The organism is Aminobacter aganoensis (assembly GCF_014206975.1).
In the GTDB taxonomy this organism is placed as follows: domain Bacteria; phylum Pseudomonadota; class Alphaproteobacteria; order Rhizobiales; family Rhizobiaceae; genus Aminobacter; species Aminobacter aganoensis.
Genome location: NZ_JACHOU010000003.1, coordinates 270394 through 287791 on the forward strand (window position 1 = coordinate 270394; position 17398 = coordinate 287791).

18 protein-coding genes are annotated in these 17398 nt (G+C 60.2%); 16 read left to right on the forward strand and 2 right to left on the reverse strand.

Annotation, left to right across the window (positions count from 1 at the left end):
• The first annotated feature begins 34 nt into the window (after positions 1-34).
• The 14 genes from GGR00_RS08915 (at position 35) to GGR00_RS08980 (ending at position 11860) form a co-directional block, all read left to right on the forward strand.
• Positions 35-1060 (forward strand): ABC transporter substrate-binding protein, encoded by a 1026-nt coding sequence (locus tag GGR00_RS08915; protein ID WP_055973736.1) that lies wholly within the window; start codon positions 35-37, stop codon positions 1058-1060.
• 44 nt (positions 1061-1104) lie between these two features.
• Positions 1105-1962 carry an ABC transporter permease gene (locus tag GGR00_RS08920; RefSeq protein ID WP_055973739.1) on the forward strand — a complete coding sequence of 286 codons (858 nt, stop codon included), beginning with the start codon at positions 1105-1107 and terminating at the stop codon, positions 1960-1962.
• Positions 1959-2768: an ABC transporter permease gene (locus GGR00_RS08925; protein WP_055973741.1), complete on the forward strand. Its 810-nt coding sequence runs from the start codon at positions 1959-1961 to the stop codon at positions 2766-2768. Before GGR00_RS08920 ends, GGR00_RS08925 begins: the two co-directional genes overlap by 4 nt.
• 35 nt (positions 2769-2803) lie before the next feature.
• The gene (locus tag GGR00_RS08930) at positions 2804-3910 is read left to right on the forward strand and encodes an ABC transporter ATP-binding protein (protein WP_055973790.1); all 1107 of its coding nucleotides are present in this window, start codon (positions 2804-2806) and stop codon (positions 3908-3910) included.
• A 66-nt stretch (positions 3911-3976) separates the two neighbouring features.
• On the forward strand, positions 3977-4552 hold the full coding sequence (locus tag GGR00_RS08935; RefSeq protein WP_184699252.1) for a HutD/Ves family protein: 576 nt from the start codon (positions 3977-3979) through the stop codon (positions 4550-4552).
• Between the two features lie 80 nt (positions 4553-4632).
• Positions 4633-5598, forward strand: coding sequence for a hypothetical protein (locus GGR00_RS08940; protein ID WP_184699253.1), 966 nt, complete (start codon positions 4633-4635; stop codon positions 5596-5598).
• Positions 5599-5743: 145 nt separating this feature from the next.
• Entirely contained in the window at positions 5744-6166 is a 423-nt protein-coding gene (locus tag GGR00_RS08945) for a GlcG/HbpS family heme-binding protein (protein WP_055973748.1), read from the forward strand.
• A gap of 92 nt (positions 6167-6258) precedes the next feature.
• Positions 6259-6906 carry a glutathione S-transferase gene (locus GGR00_RS08950; RefSeq protein WP_184699254.1) on the forward strand — a complete coding sequence of 216 codons (648 nt, stop codon included), beginning with the start codon at positions 6259-6261 and terminating at the stop codon, positions 6904-6906.
• A gap of 19 nt (positions 6907-6925) precedes the next feature.
• Positions 6926-7375: a type II 3-dehydroquinate dehydratase gene (locus GGR00_RS08955; protein WP_055973792.1), complete on the forward strand. Its 450-nt coding sequence runs from the start codon at positions 6926-6928 to the stop codon at positions 7373-7375.
• 131 nt (positions 7376-7506) lie between these two features.
• Complete coding sequence (locus tag GGR00_RS08960; protein WP_082496498.1) at positions 7507-8070, forward strand: flavin reductase family protein; 564 nt, start codon at positions 7507-7509, stop codon at positions 8068-8070.
• A 44-nt stretch (positions 8071-8114) separates the two neighbouring features.
• A complete protein-coding gene (locus GGR00_RS08965) occupies positions 8115-9587 on the forward strand; it encodes a 4-hydroxyphenylacetate 3-hydroxylase family protein (protein WP_055973756.1) in 1473 nt (490 codons plus the stop codon).
• A 78-nt stretch (positions 9588-9665) separates the two neighbouring features.
• The gene (locus tag GGR00_RS08970) at positions 9666-10085 is read left to right on the forward strand and encodes a RidA family protein (protein WP_055973758.1); all 420 of its coding nucleotides are present in this window, start codon (positions 9666-9668) and stop codon (positions 10083-10085) included.
• Between the two features lie 16 nt (positions 10086-10101).
• On the forward strand, positions 10102-10779 hold the full coding sequence (locus tag GGR00_RS08975; RefSeq protein WP_184699255.1) for a DUF1028 domain-containing protein: 678 nt from the start codon (positions 10102-10104) through the stop codon (positions 10777-10779).
• A gap of 97 nt (positions 10780-10876) precedes the next feature.
• On the forward strand, positions 10877-11860 hold the full coding sequence (locus GGR00_RS08980; RefSeq protein ID WP_244487803.1) for a LysR family transcriptional regulator: 984 nt from the start codon (positions 10877-10879) through the stop codon (positions 11858-11860).
• A gap of 2 nt (positions 11861-11862) precedes the next feature.
• On the opposite strand, the gene argE is transcribed toward GGR00_RS08980, so the two are convergent.
• Entirely contained in the window at positions 11863-13020 is a 1158-nt protein-coding gene (argE, locus tag GGR00_RS08985; RefSeq protein ID WP_184699256.1) for an acetylornithine deacetylase, read from the reverse strand.
• 241 nt (positions 13021-13261) lie between these two features.
• Here argE and GGR00_RS08990 point away from each other — a divergent pair, with 241 nt between their 5' ends.
• Complete coding sequence (locus GGR00_RS08990; RefSeq protein ID WP_184699257.1) at positions 13262-14659, forward strand: aspartate ammonia-lyase; 1398 nt, start codon at positions 13262-13264, stop codon at positions 14657-14659.
• Positions 14660-14841: 182 nt separating this feature from the next.
• Positions 14842-15912: an NAD(P)H-quinone oxidoreductase gene (locus tag GGR00_RS08995; RefSeq protein ID WP_184699445.1), complete on the forward strand. Its 1071-nt coding sequence runs from the start codon at positions 14842-14844 to the stop codon at positions 15910-15912.
• Between the two features lie 473 nt (positions 15913-16385).
• Here GGR00_RS08995 and GGR00_RS09000 read toward each other — a convergent pair whose 3' ends face one another.
• Positions 16386-17396 carry an HlyD family secretion protein gene (locus tag GGR00_RS09000; RefSeq protein WP_055980974.1) on the reverse strand — a complete coding sequence of 337 codons (1011 nt, stop codon included), beginning with the start codon at positions 17394-17396 and terminating at the stop codon, positions 16386-16388.
• Positions 17397-17398 lie beyond the last annotated feature (2 nt).

A 17398-nucleotide genomic window follows, 5' to 3' on the forward strand; every position in this document is an offset into this window, starting at 1 on the left:
AATAAACAAACAATGAAAAAATGAGGAGCATGCAATGAAGAATTTCTGGATTGGCATCGGTGCCGTGGCGCTGGCATCGTTGGCGACACAGTCAATCGCACAGGAGAAGCTGGTCGTCAGCACCTGGGGCGGCAACTGGAAGGACGGCACGGCCATCATCGCCAAGGAATTCACCAAGCGAACCGGCATGGAAGTAGAGTTCATTACCGGCGGTACGCTTGATCGACTGGCCAAGGCCAAGGTCGCCAAGGGCAATCCCGAGTCGGACGTAACCTACACGACTTCGCATGTGGGTGCCCTTTACCAGTCGGATGGCCTGTTCGAGAAGCTCGACATGAGCAAGATTCCGAACGCCGCCGACCTCTACCCGGCCGGCGATCGAGGCGGCTACGAGATGGGTGTCTACTCCTACGTCTATTCGCCGGCCTTCCGCACCGATCTCATGCCCGCCGGCTTCAAGATCGATTCATGGAAGGTGCTCTGGGACGATGCTATGAAAAGCAATCTGGGCCTGCCGGATTTTGATCCCAGCCACATCGTCATTGCCGCATCGGTCATGGAAGGCAAGAGCCCGGCCGATTGGGAAAGCACCACCGACAAGCTGACTGCTCTGAAGCCCAACATCAAGGCGTTTTACCAGTCCGACGCGACCAGCCAGGATCTCATCCGTACCGGCGAGACGCCTGTGCAAGTGCTGTTGTCGATCAACGGCTACCACCTCATCGAGCAGGGCCTGCCGATCGAGATCGCCATCCCCAAGGAAGGGGCCGTGGTTGGCATCGGTGCGCTGGGCATCAACACCGGAACCAAGAAGCTGGATGCCGCGCACGAGTTCATCAACGTCGCGTTGGACCCCATCGTCCAGCAGGAGATCTGTGAATTCCACAAATGCTCGCCCATGAACCGCAAGGCCAAGATATCGGAAGAGTTGGCGAAACTGCCGGGCATCTTCACCACCGACGAGCAGTGGAAGACCCAGGCCATCGTGCTCGACGATGCGACCTACGCCAAGCTTCTTCCGCAGTGGAAGACCTGGTTCACCGAAAACATGATGCAGTAACCAGCTGAAAGGATGGGCAGCGCCTTGTGCGCTGCCCAACGGCCATGACCAGACAGCGCCCCTTCTTCGTGCAATTTCTCGTTCCTGCGGTGCTCGTCGCGGTGATTTTCGCCGCAGCGATGTTCAACGTCCTGAAATACAGCTTCCTTGAATTCGTTCCGGGTTCGCTGAATGTCGGGGGCTTCACGCTGGAGAATTTCACCCGTATCAATCGGCCCATCTATTATTGGGTTTTGCTCGACACGTTCATTCTGAGCTTTGCGACGGCGTTCTTCGCCCTGCTGCTGAGTTACCCGATTTCGTTTGCATTGGTGCGCGCCGAGCGGAACTGGGTGCGGTCAGTGCTCGTCGTCCTGGCGATCACGCCACTGTTCACAGGCGAAATCGTGCGCACCTATTCCTGGATGCTGGTGCTTGGCTCGGACGGTGTCGTCAACACGGCGCTGAAGTCGCTGGGTGTCATCGATAGGTCCGTGCCTATCATGTACACGCGGGTGGGTGTCGTCATCGCACTGGTGCAGTTTGCCATGCCGGTCATGATCATCCTGCTGGCGACCGCGATCAGCCAGATTAATCGCGACTGCGAAAAGGCCGCGGCAAATCTCGGCGCCACGCCCAACACGGTTTTCTGGTGGGTCACCATTCCACTTACTCTGCCAGGCATTCTCTCCGGCTTCGTGGTGGTCTTTGCCTGGACGATGAGCGCCTTCTCGACACCTCAATTGATAGGCGGAGGCAAGGTGTTGATGATTTCCAATGTCGTCTATCTCCAGGGCTTCTCGTCATTCAACCTGCCTTTTGCCGCGGTTCTCAGTCTGGTCGCATTGTTTGCCGCGCTTGGAAGCCTGGCATTGATGAAACTCCTCACGGCCCGCCTCGAGCAGAATATGGCGACGTCATGAGCAAGGGTACGAACATGCGAAGCATTCTGTTCTGGACGGCTGTGGTCGCCATCCTGGTCTACATGACGCTGCCCGCCGTGGTCGTCGTGGCGACGTCATTCAACCCCACCGAGGTGATGGCGTTTCCACCAAGCGGCTTTTCGCTGCGCTGGTATGAAAAGGCGCTGACATATCCGGACTTTCAGGCGGCCTTCAAGAACAGCTTGATCGTCATGGGCATGTCGTCGACACTTGCCATGCTGCTTGGATCAAGTTTCGCCTATCTGATCTTCCACTACAATTTCCGTGGTCGCGGTCTTCTTGAAGCCGCGCTGTGGTCGCCTCTGATCGTGCCGCATTTCACCACCGGATTTGGCTTCCTCCTGCTCGGTAGCCATCTCAACCTGACGCAGGGATTTGCCGTTATCGTCATGGCCCATCTGCTGCTCGTGACACCATTCGTGACGCGCGCAGTCTTCGTCTCCTTGAGCAATGTCGACCCGAACTACGCCCGCGCCGCGGCCAATCTCGGCGCTACCCCCACCAGGGTGATGTTCAAGATCACCGTGCCCCTGATATTGCCTGGCATGATAGGCGGCTGGCTCATCGCAGCGATCCTGTCGCTGACCGAGTTCACGGCTTCGCTCTACGTCACGGCGAGCCGCACGCAAACGCTGCCTGTGGCGATGTACAATTACATCCGGGAATATGCGGACCCCACCATTTCGGCGATATCGGCGCTGCTGATCCTATCGACAACAGCCATCATGATCATCGCCAATCATTTCCTCGGCCTCCGTCGAATTCTCGGAATCGACAACGGCTGAAGCGCTAGAGGTTTAGCACCATGATGCATCAAAAAATGACCGCCATCACAGCTCTCGAACACTCGGTCGAGATCAAGGCTGTGAGCAAGACATTCGGCGCGTTCCACGCAGTCAACAACGTGTCGCTGCCAATCCGTGCCGGGGAATTCGTCACCTTGCTTGGACCCAGCGGGTGCGGGAAGACCACCTTGCTCAACATGGTGGCGGGCTTCATCGACCCCAGTGCCGGTGCAATCCACATCGGTGGCGTCGACGTCACCAATGTTCCCGTCCACCTCCGCGATACAGGCATGGTTTTTCAGAGCTATGCGCTGTTCCCGCACATGAACGTCTTCGACAACGTGGCCTTCGGCCTGCGGCAGCGGAAGTTCTCCAAGAGCGAAGTAACCCGGAAGGTCATGCAGACCATCGAGATGATGAAGCTGTCGGGCATGGAAGGCCGGCGTATCTCGCAACTGTCGGGAGGCCAGCAGCAGCGTGTCGCGCTGGCGCGCGCCATTGCCATCCAGCCCAAGGTTCTGCTTCTGGACGAACCCTTGTCGGCGCTCGACAAGAGCCTGCGCGCCCAGATGCAGGTCGAACTGATCGAGATGCACCGCAATACAGGCCTGACGACGATCTTCGTGACACATGACCAGGGTGAGGCGCTGAGCCTTTCCGATCGCATCGTGGTGATGAACCGTGGCCAGATCCAGCAAGTGGCCGAGCCGATTGATCTCTACAGCAATCCGGCCAACGGGTTCGTCGCCTCGTTCATCGGCGAGATCAATGCCTTGCCAGCGGCTATCTACCAGGCGTCAGATCGCGAGATCTCGCTGGCAATAGGCGATATCCGCATGACCGCACCGCGCCGTCCCGAATGGAAATTCGGCTCTGGCGAGATGGTGAAGGCGTTCGTGCGACCCGAACATGTCCGCATGGCGACGTCCGCCGACGCCGGCAGCAACGTGGTCACGGGCGAAGTGCTGACCCACATCTACCAGGGTTCGCATACCATCACGCGCCTGCGCATTGACGGTCTAGGCCCGATCGAAATGCGGCTGCCCGGCGGCGACGTCGTTGGCAGGGTCCCCGTAGGCATGCCGGCGCAGATAGCCTTTGATTTGTCTCAGGTCATTCTCCTGGCTGACAATCCGAACTGAACGGTTCGCCCGGTCAAGGCGGATAGTCGGCAGTCGCGCAACCTGGCCGGCAGAAAGGCATCTTTGATGTTGGAATTGTTGTCCGAGCAGGACTATCGAACGACGCCCTGGAAAAACGGCAAGGGCGTGACCCAAGACGTTCTTTTGCTGCCGCAAGGCGCATCGCACGAGAATTTTGATATCCGCATCAGCCGGGCGCCGATCGTCGATGAATCTCAATTCTCGCCGTTTCCGGGCATCGACAGGACGATTACGCGCATCGGTGACAATCCGCTGGTCCTTCGCTTCGAAGATGGGGGGGAGGTGATGTTGGAGCATCTGTCGCCCTACCGTTTCGACAGCGCCTTGGCGCCCTTTTCGCGGCTGCCGGGGGGCGCCACGCAGGTCCTGAACGTCATGACGCGCCGCAGGCGTTGGGACGCGCGAGTCGCCGTGATCGGTGGAGCTGACGCAGCGGGCATGTCGGTTCCATCAGGCGGGCTGCTCGTCGTGCACGTGATGCGCGGTGAATGCACAGCAGACGCTGGCCGTATCGAGGCCGGCGAAACGCTGGTTGTGCGTGACGTCGCCGAGGTCGATATTGCTCCGGGCAAGGGCAGCGCATGCCTGGTTGCCGTTATCGAGCCCGAGACAGAGCTGTGACCGCTGGATCAGAATTGCTGATGCCGTTGGTTGTTGTTTGATATTTTCCCGAGGCGCGACGTTGGGCTACGCTTTCGATCATGAACAAGATGGTCGATACTCGAAACGCACTCTTTTCGCCGTATCCCGGCTGCTTTGCCGGACGCGGCCAGCAGTCCCTTGTGCGGCTCAACTTGCATGAAGCCAATGGCGCGACCTTCGTCGAGCAATGCGGCGGTCCGGTGCAACTGCTAACCGACGCAACGACCGTGCCGGCTCATTTGCAAGCAGGCGTCATGATGCTCGGAAATTTTGATGGCTTCCATCGCGGCCACCAGGCGCTGATGGCTGCCGCCCGGGCTGCGGCACTTGCAGGTGGCAGCCCGATCGGTGTCATGTCGGTCGAGCCGCATCCGCGACAGCTTTTTGCGCCGCACTCCACTGCCTTTCGTCTTGGTACGCCTGCTACCAAGGCTGAAGCTTTCGGCCGGTTCGGTGTCGAGTTCATGTATAGCCCGCGTTTCGACCACGCCTTCGCCGGCCAGGAGCCGGAAGAGTTCATCGATGAGATCCTGGTCGGCGGTTTCAAGGTGTCACGGCTGGTTGTTGGCCACAATTTTCGCTTCGGCCGAAGGCGGCGCGGCGACGTGGATCTGTTGCGGCGCGTCGGTCGACTGCGCGGCTTCGCCGTAACGGCAGTCGAGGAGGTCCAGTGGGACGACGCCACATGCTCGTCGACGCGCGTGCGCGATCTGCTCATGGCGGGCGATGTCGAAGGCGCCAGTTCATTGCTCGGCCATGCCTGGACCGTCGAGCTAGGAGTGATGCCAGCCGCGGTGTTACGCTCGGGGGAGAGGATCGTGGCATGGCACGCAAGCGTGCTCAAGCCTGCCTGCGGTGGCTACGATGTTGTCATACGCCGGCCCAATGAACCGGGCTCTCTGTCGCAGGGACGGATCACCATCGACACTTCGGGATTGGTTTCGCTGGCACTGGAGAGCTGGCGCGTCGTGGAGTCGGTACAGGCGCCGTTGTTCGCCGATTTTATCCGCCACTGCGCAGATTAGTGCCGCTTCGTCGCAAGATCGCAAAAATTGATCCATAGGCACGAGCTATACTATTTTACAGATCTAACGGCCTGGGTGGATACCTATCAAAGAACATGTCGTGCCAGGCTGATCGTCATGGCCGGCATCATCTTTGGAGGTAGGCATGACAACCAGACCTGTATTGAAGCTCACGCATGCCGGCGCGCTCAAGGCTCTCGCCAGCGCTGTCGCCAAAGCTGAATCGCTCAACGTTCCCCAGAACATCACCATCGTCGACGATGGCGGCAACCTGCTGGCGTTTGTGCGCATGGATGGGGCAAAACTGTTGTCGCGCGAAACCTCGATGTCCAAGGCGATTACGGCCGCCTCGCATCGCCAGCCCACATCGCGTCTCGATCCGAACTATGAAATCAAGCTCGCGATTGCGGGCGGCGGCCGCCTCACCAATCTCGAGGGCGGCTTGCCGATATTGATCGACGGCCACTGTGTCGGCGCCGTCGGCGTCGGATCGGGGACGGGCGCCCAGGATGTCGAGGTGGCGCGTGCCGCTCTCAGTGGCATCGGCGCCGAAGACCAAAAGCCCTAACTCGCCTCGTTCAGCCTGGGCCGATTTCGCCGGGCCAGTGGCTTCGCCGCGGCAGTCCATTTCAGAACTCTTGCAAAAGGCGGGTCCCTGTCTTGAAGCTGTTTTACGCTCCCACTTCTCCCTATGTCCGTAAAGTCATGGTGGTTGCCCACGAAGTCCAGCTGGTCTCCAGCATCGAGCTGGTGACGAGCGGCACCACGCCGCTCGCAGGCGACGAGGACCTCATTGCGGTCAACCCGCTCGGCAAGATCCCTGCTTTGCTGACAAACGACGGCATGTGTCTGTTCGACAGCCGGGTCATCTGCGAATACCTCGCTGACCAGGCCGAAAGCGCCACGCTTTTTGGACGACAGGGACAACGCAATTGGCAGGCGCTGATGCAGCAGGCGTTGGGTGACGGGTTGCTCGATGCAGCATTGCTCGCCCGTTATGAGATGCTGGTGCGGCCCGAGGGTGAGCGTTCGCCGCAGTGGCGCGCCGCGCAGTTGCGCAAGGTCGAGGCGGCGCTGGACAGGATCGAAGCCTTGCTGCCCGAAATCGGAGGCGAAGCGACGATCGGAACCATCAGCTTCGGTTGCGCTCTCGGCTATCTCGACTTCCGTTTTCCCGAACTGGACTGGCGCGCAGGGCGTCCTGCGGCTGCGCGCTGGTTCGCCGATTTCGATGCCCGTGCGTCGATGGTTGCGACCAAGCCGTATGACCGTGTGGCGCCGGTCGAACCCACCAAGATCAAAGCATGATTGCGAGCGCGTGACCGACATGTCCGACATATTGCATATCGAAGTCCTCAATGGACCCAACACCAACCTGTATGGCCTTGACCCGAACGGTCCTTATGGCCGGCTCACCCTTGCTGACATCGAGGCGCGCTGCCGCAACAAGGCTGAATTGCTCGGGGTGACGGTTCGTTTCAACCAGTCCAGCTCGGAAAGTGTGCTCATCGACTGGATTCACGAGGCGCGTGGCAAGGCTCATGGCATCGTCATCAATGGAGGTAGCCTGTCTTATACCTCCATCGGGCTGATGGATGCGATGGCGAGCTTCGATGGCCCGAGCTTCCAGGTGCATGTCAGCAACGTCTTCAAGCGCGAGGCGATGCGCCATCATTCCTTCATTTCCCAGGCCGTTACCGGGTGCCTGATCGGGCTTGGCCCGTCCGGATACGAAATCGCCGTTGAAGCGATCGTGCAGAGATTGCGCGCTAGCTGACGCCTGTTTTGGCATGGCTGCATCAGGAATACCGAACCAAGGGATACTCAAGTTCTATTATAAAAATGATGCTTTTTGCGGCACTATTTACCCATCGAACAGGGCAATGAAAACTTCGAGAGACACGCAAAATGTCGACCCTCCAAGCATCGTACAGTAAAAGTCCTGAGTTCACGGCCGCTGGCCAGGAGTTTCCGACGGTTGATCGCGGGGCATTCGTCGGCGCCATGAGCGGCGCTGTCACCGGCGTCAATGTCGTTACCACGGACGGTCCCGCCGGCACCTTCGGCGTCACGGTCAGCGCGATGGCGTCGGTGTCTGCCGATCCGCCGATGCTGTTGGTGTGCGTCAACCGCCGTAGCCCGGCATGCGCGGCAATCAGGGAAAACGGCGTGTTCTGCGTCAATCTCCTGGCTGTTCACCAGGGCGATATTTCGGATGTCTTCGCTGGGCATCCGCGCGAAGGCGAGGCCTTCGATTTCCGCTGCGCCGAATGGCAGTCGACAGTGACAGGTTCGGCCCGCCTGCCGGATGCGGCAAGCACCTTCGACTGCGTCGTCGATAGCGGCCACGACGTTGGAACCCATACGATTTTTGTCGGCCGGGTGGTGGATGTGACCGCCACCGAAAGCGCGCCGCTGGCGCATTGCCGACGCGCATATTGCCATCCGTCCACCTTGCCGCTGAACAGCTAGCGGTCGGCCGGAAGCAAGACAGTACCCAAGAGAAAGGCGTATCGATGATCAGAACCGGTAATCAATATCGGGATTCGATCCGGGATGGCCGGCGGGTTTGGATCAACGGTGAACGTGTCAAAGATGTCACGTCACACCCGATGTTCAAGCCAATCGTCGACATACGGGCTCGCATCTACGATATGGCGCATGACCCCAAGCACAGCTCGGTCATGTCCTACGAAGAAGGCGGCGAGCGTTTCGCGGTCGGCTTGAAGCTGCCCTATACGCAGCAGGATTGGCACGACAAGCGCCGCTCCACCGATACCGTCCTTGACGAGGCGCGGGGCATTGTCACTCGCGTCGGTGACGAGACCGTCGGTGAGATGTGGTCGCTATTCGACGGCCGCGAAATGCTCAACGATGTCGACCCGCGCTTTGCGGTGAACATCGAGCGCCACATCAACACGGTTCTGCGCAACGATCCCTTCCACGTCTCGGCCAATACCGATCCCAAGGGTGACCGCTCGAAGCGGCCGCAGGACCAGGATCCCGACATGCTCCTGCATGTGGTCAAGGAGACGGACGCCGGCATTATTGTCCGCGGTGCAAAGTATGAGACCGCTGCGGCCTATGCCAACCAGGCCTTCACCAAGCCGACGATCGCCAACTGGGGCGACGACAAGCTGTCGGACTATGCGGTCGGCTTCGTCTGCGATTTCTCGTCGCCGAATCTTCGCTTCATTGCCCGAACCGGCTTTGCCGGACGCGCGCCGGCCGAGGACTATCCCCTGTCCAACCGCGTCGACGAGGTCGATACCCTGGTCATCTACGACAATGTGCTGATCCCGTGGGAGAATGTACTGTTTTACCAGTACACCAAGGCAGCACAGTTCATCCGCTCGACCTTGCATCGCTACTCGGCCTTCGCATTTGTCCAGCGCAACCAGAAGCTTGCTGACCTGATGATCGGTGCGGCGTTGTGGAACGTGCGCCAGACCGGCCTTGAAAAGCAGCAGGCGGTTCAGGAAAAGCTCGCTACGCTGGCCTGCTATCGCGAAGGTATCAATGCCCATCTGACGGCGGCAATCGCCACTGCCGAACCCAGCCCTGCTGGGTTGCTGATGCCGAACCAATCGTTGCTGATGGCCGGTCGCGTGCTTGCCTGCTCGCAGCTCCACCACATGATGCACATCGCCCGCGAGCTTTGCGGCGGCCAGATCTGCATCACGCCGGACTACGCCAGCTTCCGTGATCCTGAGGCTGGCAAATGGCTCGAGAAGTTCTACACGCTGAATGACAACTGGTACGCCGAGGATCGGCGCAAGCTTCTCGCCTTCGCGCGCGATTTGCTGAACTCCGACTACGCCGGACATCGCCTGACCTTCCAGCTCTTCGCACAGGCCCCGCCCTTCGCGCACCTCGCTGCCGTTTACAATAACTTCGACTGGAAGGAGCCATTGCGCTTCACCAAGGAAGCGGCCGGATTGTCGGACCGCGTCTACGGTCCGCAGAATTTTGCGGCGGCGGCGAAGTAGCACCGTTTCAATCGTCTCGCGCCAGCCGGTCCTCCGGCTGGCGCAGGTGTCCCTCGATGTTGTGAAAGAACCTCAGTCATGATCCACCAGCGCCTGCGCCCGTTCAACACCCGCGTCACCTATCCAGAACAGAAGCTCGACAACGATCTTTCGCAAGGTGTAGTCGCCCGCGGCACCACGGTCTTCCTTCGCGGCCAGGTTTCCCAGGACCTCGATACGCGTGAATGCCTGCATGTCGGCGACCCCGGCGCGCAAACCGCCAAGACGATGCAAAACATCAAGATGTTGCTTGAGGAAGCGGGCAGCGAAATGGCCCACATCTGTCGCATCGTCGTCTATGTCACCGACATCCGCTATCGCGAAGCGGTCTATCAGGAAATGGGAAAGTGGCTGAAGGGCGTTTTCCCTTGCTCTACCGGCATCGTAGTCCCAGCGCTTGCGCGTCCAGAATGGGTCGTCGAAATCGAGGTGACCGCGGTCATCCCCGACGCCGCCTGACCCGGAGGCTGAACAGTTGACCTTTTCGATTTCGGCCCGCTGCGCAACAACTGGAATGTTTGGCATCGCGGTTTCGTCGTCCAGCCCGTGCGTCGCGGCGCGCTGTGCTCATGCACGGGCTGGCGTCGGCGTCGTTGCCACCCAAAACATTACCGACCCCACCCTCGGCCCACTTGGCCTCGACCTTATGGCGTCTGGACTGAGTGCTGGCGACGCGCTCGAACGCATCAAGTCACAAGCCCGACACCTCCAGTATCGCCAGCTCGCGCTGGTCGATGGCAATGGTGATGGAGCCGCCTTTTCTGGCAGCAACACGCTCGGCACCCACCGAACCGTGATTGCGCCAAACGTCGTGGCCGCCGGCAATCTGCTGTCCAATGCGGCGGTTCCCGAGAAGATGGTCGATGCATTTATGGCAGTTGAGCGCGGATCGCTCGGCAGCCGCCTGATCAGGGCTATGCGGGCGGCACTGGCAGCAGGGGGTGAAGAGGGGCCGGTCCATTCGGTCGGCATGCTGCTGGTGCGCGAGGTAGCGTGGCCTGTGGCCGACCTGCGCGTGGATTGGCATGAGGCCGATCCTATCGGTGAACTCTCCAGGTTGTGGGAATTGTGGGAGCCGCAACTGGACGCTTACGTGTCGCGCGGGATCGACCCATCCGTCGCGCCGTCCTACGGAGTTCCCGGCGATATGTAAGTCAGTGATGACGCCTTGACAGCAAAATTTGTAGCCGCCATCGTTCGCGGTGGTTTCTTACGCAATCGTCCGATCGACGCCGCGAGGAATACCTAGCTTGAATACGAACCTAGCTCAGGGCCTCGTGAACGATCTGGATTTGCGTACCTTTTCAATGCGATTTACGTTACGGCAGCTCGCCTATTTCGTGGCTGCGGGCGAGGTAGGCGGGGTGACCCTTGCGTCGGAACGCATCAATGTCTCCCAGCCTTCGATCTCGGCTGCGATCTCGCAGCTCGAGGTGGAATTCGGCCTCCAGCTCTTCGTTCGGCATCATGCCCAGGGATTGTCCCTGACGCCGGCCGGCAGACGTCTTTTGCATGCCGCCAAGGCGCTTTTGCAACAGGCGGAGGACCTTCATGGCATTGCCGACGAAGTGGCCAAGTCGGTTTCCGGTCCGTTGCAGGTCGGCTCGTTCCGCACCCTGGCGCCGATGCTCATTCCTGAATTGTGCAAAGGGTTTCTTTCCCAGTATCCCGCCGTCAAGCTGCAGGTCAGCGAAGACGACGAGGCAGCGCTGATTGCCAAGTTGCGGCGTGCCGAGATCAACTTGGCGCTGACCTATGCGATTCACCTGACCGATGACATTGCGTTCGAACCGCTGGCCGAATTGCCCACCTATATCCTGCTGCAGGCTGATGATCCGCTTGCCCGAGAGAAATCGATCGAGTTGTCGGCGCTGGCAGATAAGCCGTTCATCTTGTTGGACATGCCGCTGAGCAAGGAATATTTCCTCAATCTGTTCGTAACGCATGGCATTGCCCCGAACATTACCGCACGGTCCGTTTCGCCCGAAACCGTTCGCAGTTTCGTGGCTTGCGGTTTTGGCTACTCGCTCATGACCGCGCGTCCCATGAACATGGCCGCCGTCAATGGAAAGCAACTCGCCTACGTGCCGCTGGCGGGAGACCATCCCCCCATGGTGCTCGGTATCGCTACGCTCAAAGGCCTGCGCAAGACGCGTGCCACGGAGAGGTTCGAAGAGCATTGTCGCGAGCTCATGACCTCCGTCAATCTGCCGGGCATGGCGCCGATGCCTTGAGGCTATGCTGTTAGGTCGTCGGCCAGTCTGCGCAGCATCGACATGCACTGGGTCATCTGGTCGAGGCTGATGAATTCGTCCGGCTTGTGTGCTTGGCGAATGTCGCCGGGGCCGCAAACGACCGTCGGTATGCCTAGCCGCTCGTGAAACAGTCCGCCTTCGGTGCCGAAGGCTATTTTCCCGAGCTTGCCGCCATTGGTGTATCTTTGAATCTCCTGAACCACGGCAGCGTCCGGCTGGGTGTTGAGACCAGGGTAGGCGTTGACGATTTCGAGCGCCACGCCGGAGTCGCGAAAGCGCGACTGCGCCTGGCTTGACAATTCCATAGCCCGATCGGTCAGACGGTCGAGCAGCGGCTGCGCATCGTCGGTCGGAATGTTGCGGATCTCGAAGTCGATGCTGCAACGGTTGGGTACTATGTTGAGCGCGGTCCCGCCGTTGATGATGCCAACGTGAACGGTCGTAAACGGCACGATGAAGTCCGGGTCGCGTGCGCCGCTTGTTAGCAGTTCGTCCTGAAGTGCACGCAGCGTGCCCACCATGTCGGTCGCGAGGTAAATGGCGTTCAACCCTTCAGGGGCATGGCTGGAGTGGCATTCGCGCCCGGTGCAGTTGATCCGGCCCGCGACCTTGCCCTTGTGTGCGACCACTGTCTGCATGCTGGTCGGTTCGCCGATCACACACATGGAAGGGCGGTATGAACTGTTGGCCAGCAGGTCAATCAGCCGCCGCACCCCCACGCAGCCGATTTCCTCGTCATAGCTGAAGGCCAGATGCAGGGGACGGTTGAAGCCGCGCGCCGCATATTCCTCGAACAGCACCAGCACGCAGGCGATGAAACCCTTCATGTCAGCCGTTCCGCGTCCGTAAAGAAGGTCGCCCTGCTGGGTCATCCGGAACGGATCGGTGCTCCAGGCCTGACCTTCCGTCGGCACGACATCTGTATGGCCAGACAAAAGCACGCCAGCAACCTCGGCCGGTCCGAGCGTCGCATAAATATTGGCCTTGGTGCCTTCCTGATTGTGGACGATCTGGGCCTTGATGCCGAGCTTGACCAGGAAATCGCTGACGAAGTGTATCAGGTCGAGATTGGAGGTCCGGCTGATGGTCGGGAAGGCGACAAGCCGATCAAGTATTTCCGTGGCGCGCTGAATGGACATTGATCCCGAGCTATGGCTCGTTGAAGTTCGTTCCAGTTACCCGACCGGGCTGCACCGGCGCCATTTGGTTTTTCCGAAGCCGAAGATCGTAAAGTCCATTGTTCCAGACGCGCGAAACGGTACCTGATCGTTTTCGCCGTTCTTCAGCTTAGTCTTTTGCGAATGGCAGGCTTGGGAGCGCCGTCCTAAGCCTGTTGGCAGCAATCCAGATATCGCCTGGGGCTTGCGTGAGGGTCTGGAAATGGAAATTCGGTTTCGACGCGAACATGACACCCTTGGGCATGTGGATGTGCCCTTCGATGCCTTGTGGGGGCCTCAAACGGAGCGCGCACGGACAAACTTCCAAATCTCAGGCATGACACTCGGCCGTTTTCCGCATCTCATCGTGGCGCTGGCCATGACCAAGCAGGCTGCCGCCCGCGCCAATGCCCGCCTTGGCTTGCTGTCACACGAAAAATGCGACGCCATCTCAAGTGCCTGCGACGCGGTGATCGCCGGCGGCCATTTCGATGCCTTTCCGCTTGACCCCGTCCAGGGCGGGGCCGGCACGTCGGTCAACATGAATGCCAACGAGGTCATCGCCAATCTTGCCAATGAGAGGCTTGGCGGTGTGCGCGGCGCAAATGAACCGGTTCACGCCAATGATGACGTCAACCGGTCGCAATCGACCAACGATGCTTACCCTACCGCGGTGCGCCTGTCGCTGCTTTTGGCTCATGGCGACCTCGATCAGGCGCTTTGCTCGCTGGTTGCCTCGTTCGAGGAGCGTGCAGCGGTTTTCGCAAAGATCGCCAAGCTTGGCCGTACCCAGCTGCAGGATGCGGTGCCGATGACGCTCGGCCAGGAATTTTCGGCATTTGCAACGGCGCTGCATGAGGATGTTTCCCGGCTCCGCGAGATGTTGCCGCTGCTGGCTGAGGTAAACCTCGGCGGCACGGCTATCGGTACTGGTCTGAACGCGCCCAAGGGATATGCCGGGATCGCGCTGAATGAGCTTTCGGCGATCAGCGGTCACAGGCTGACGCCGGCTGCCAACCTGGTCGAGGCCAGCTGGGATATGGGGGCATTCGTCCTTTTCTCCGCCATGCTGAAGCGGCTCGCCACAAAGCTCTCTAAGATTTCGAACGACTTGCGTTTGCTGTCGAGTGGGCCTCGCGGCGGCCTCGGCGAAATCCGGCTGCCGGCAGTGCAACCCGGTTCGTCGATCATGCCAGGCAAGGTCAATCCCGTCATACCGGAAGTCGTCAATCAGGTCTGCTTCCAGATCATCGGCAACGATATCGCCGTCACCATGGCTTCGGAGGCCGGCCAGCTTCAGCTCAACGCCATGGAGCCGCTGATAACTTTCAATCTGCATTTCTCGATGCAAATGCTGGAGGCCGCAATTCGCACACTGGATAAGCAATGCGTGCGGGGCATCGAAGCTGACGCTGGGCGTTGCCGGACGCATCTCGAAGCCAGCGTGGGCTCGGCCACCGCGCTGGTGCCGCTGATCGGGTATAGCCGCTGCGCTGAATTGGCCAATGACGCGCTTCGGCTGGATCGAAAGGTGGCTGAACTTGCGGTGGAGCGCGGTTTGGTGAGCGGCGAACAGGTGGATTTCATGCTCGACCCGATGACACTGGCCTTTCCAGTTTGATCGGCCCCTTGGCGGTCCTCGATCAGTTTATCCGATGCTGGGGGCCGATATTCACGAATGTACCGACGTCGGAAGCCTTGTCAAAACTGTGAGCAGGAAATCGCAGGGTGGGATGGTGAGGCTGTCGGTCCCTGCGCCCAATTCAACGATAGCAGGTATTCGCAGTGACAACTTTGCCGAAGATGATGAAGGCTGTGGTCGCGTCCCGTCCTGGCGGGCCGGAGGTTCTGGCGCTGGTCGAACGGCCCTTGCCCCATCCGGGGGCAGGAGAGGTTCTCGTCCGCGTCGAGGCCGCCGGGGTCAACAGGCCCGACATTGCGCAGCGTCGTGGTGCAATTGCGGTGCCGGCGGGGGTCACCGATGTGCTTGGTCTGGAGATTTCCGGTCAGATCGTTGCTGCGGGTCCAGGTGTTGCTCCGTCGATGGTGGGAACATCGATTGCAGCACTGGTATCTGGCGGTGGCTACGCCGAGTATTGCCTTGCCCACGCGGGCCACTGTCTGCCGATACCAGCCGGGCTCGACCATGTCGCCGGCGCGGCACTGCCTGAGGCAGCCTTCACAGTGTGGCACAACCTGTTCGAGCGCGGATGCCTTGCTCCCGGCGATACGGTACTCATCCACGGTGGCGCCAGCGGCGTCGGAACCCTGGCCATTCAATTGGCGCGGGCTGCTGGTGCGACCGTCTTGGCCACGGCTGGCGGTCCCGAAAAGACGCAGTTCCTGCGAGCGCTGGGAGCCGACGTAGCCATTGATTACCGCAGCGAGGATTTTGTCGAGATTGGCCGAAGGGTAACCGGCAATCGCGGTGTGGATGTCGTCCTGGATATTGTCGGCGGCAGCTACATCAGTCGCAATCTGGCTGTTCTGGCGCCCGGTGGCCGCCATGTCAGCATTGCCTTCATGGAAAGCGCTCTCGTGGAGGTCGACTTGACCGTCATCATGATGAAGGGACTCACTTTGACGTCCTCGACAATGAGACCCAAGTCGGTGGAAGAGAAAAGTCGACTGGCGCGCGCTGTAGGGCGGCACGTCTGGCCGCTGGTGGCGAGCGGCAAGGTCACGCCGCCGATCTTTGGAACTTATCCGCTGACCGCCGCGGCGCAGGCGCACTGCCTATTGGACGAAAATGCAAATATGGGAAAAGTTGTACTCCTTTGCGGCAAGCACAGCAGCCGTGCCGGCGAGTCTGCTTACGGTCGTGACCAGGGGAAAGCGGTCCGGCATGTCGAGCGTCTTGCGGTTGAGGGGTGACCAGCAGCCGTCGTCGATGATGCCGGTGACGGCCGCCGACGGTTTCGTAACGGCCCTTCCAGCCTGGAATCGCATTGAGCAGGGCCGCCAGCCACCGCTCGGGGTTGCCGCTGCGCGGCGTCGGCGTCCTGGTCGTCTCGATCACGGCGTCCGGCGATAGCCTTGGTGGAGACGGGACGGACACGCTGGGTGCCGTCGTAGGCGATGACGTCGGCGCCGGCTCGTGGAGGTTTTCGATCTGGATCTCCCCTGCGATCTCGATGACGTTGATTGTTGCGTCGAGGATTGGCGGCAAAAGGTTTCCTGGAAGCGACCGCCGGGGTGAAGTCGCAAGATTTCGGCGTTCTTGATTCAAACAAGGCCGATCCAGATTCTGCCTGAAGGGCGCTTGGCAAACGAGGTCTGTCGTCTCGCCGGGCAGGGAAGAAGGCGAAGTCGCCTGCGGTGATCGGCCAGCCGAAATTCGCGGCCTCTCACTTCACCCAGCACCATCCCAGGATACACCCGCGGATCACCACCTTTTGGGAAACGGCGAACGGATTGCCTTCTGGCAGCGCCACCCGGATCAGCCTGGAGCGATCCCTTGGCCGCAGCATGTTCTGGAATTCGGCCGGCAGCGCATCGGCAATCTGGAGGACTCTTTCGACGGTGCCCTTGGTGCGCTCGCTCCCGGCACTGACGTCGACCTTCATCCCTGCCGTTACCGGGAACAGATATTCATCGGGCAGATACGCCAGGATGTATGATCGTCCGCCATTTATCTGGAGAAGTTCGTCACCCGGCCGTACGAACTGGCCGGAAACGGGGACACGTGAGCCGACCACGCCGGTATCGAGGGCACGGATATTGCCGTCCTCGTATATTTCCTTCAGCTTTGCGACCGCGCTCTCGGCAACCTGCCGTGACGCCTGGACCATCCGGACCTGGGCCTGATTGTCCAGGCCTTGCGCAGTCAGCTCAGCAAGTCTTTGGGCGGCTTGGAAGCTGGTGCTTACCGCATCGTCGCGTGCCCGCATGGGGATGAGCCCCCGCTTGGCGACGGTGTCCAGCCTGGCGACTGTCTCGCCACTTTCGCGCGAGGCCCGCTGCGCCAGCGGCAGCAGAGTCGATATCGTCGTCGATTGCCCCTGCAACTCGGTTTCTTTCACCACGAGTTCACTGGATCGCACGGAGAGGTCCGCGATCTCCTTCACCATTTCGAACGACTCGAGCTGGACAAGCAATTCGCCTTTTTTGACGACGTCGCCCTCGCTGACCATGACCTTGGTGATGGTGGCGGGATAGCTCGCGGCGACCACGCGCTTCTCGTTGAGCACGATCCCGTCAGCTGACAGGAGGACCAGATTGCCAGCGAGGTAGTACGCGATCAGCAGGAAAAACCCGGCCAGCAGCGCGAGGTAGATCGTCCTGCCGATGCGGCCGGAATGCGATCTTTGCTGTTTGTCGAGATTGTCTAGCAGTGTCCTTTTGCGGATGTGTTGCATTG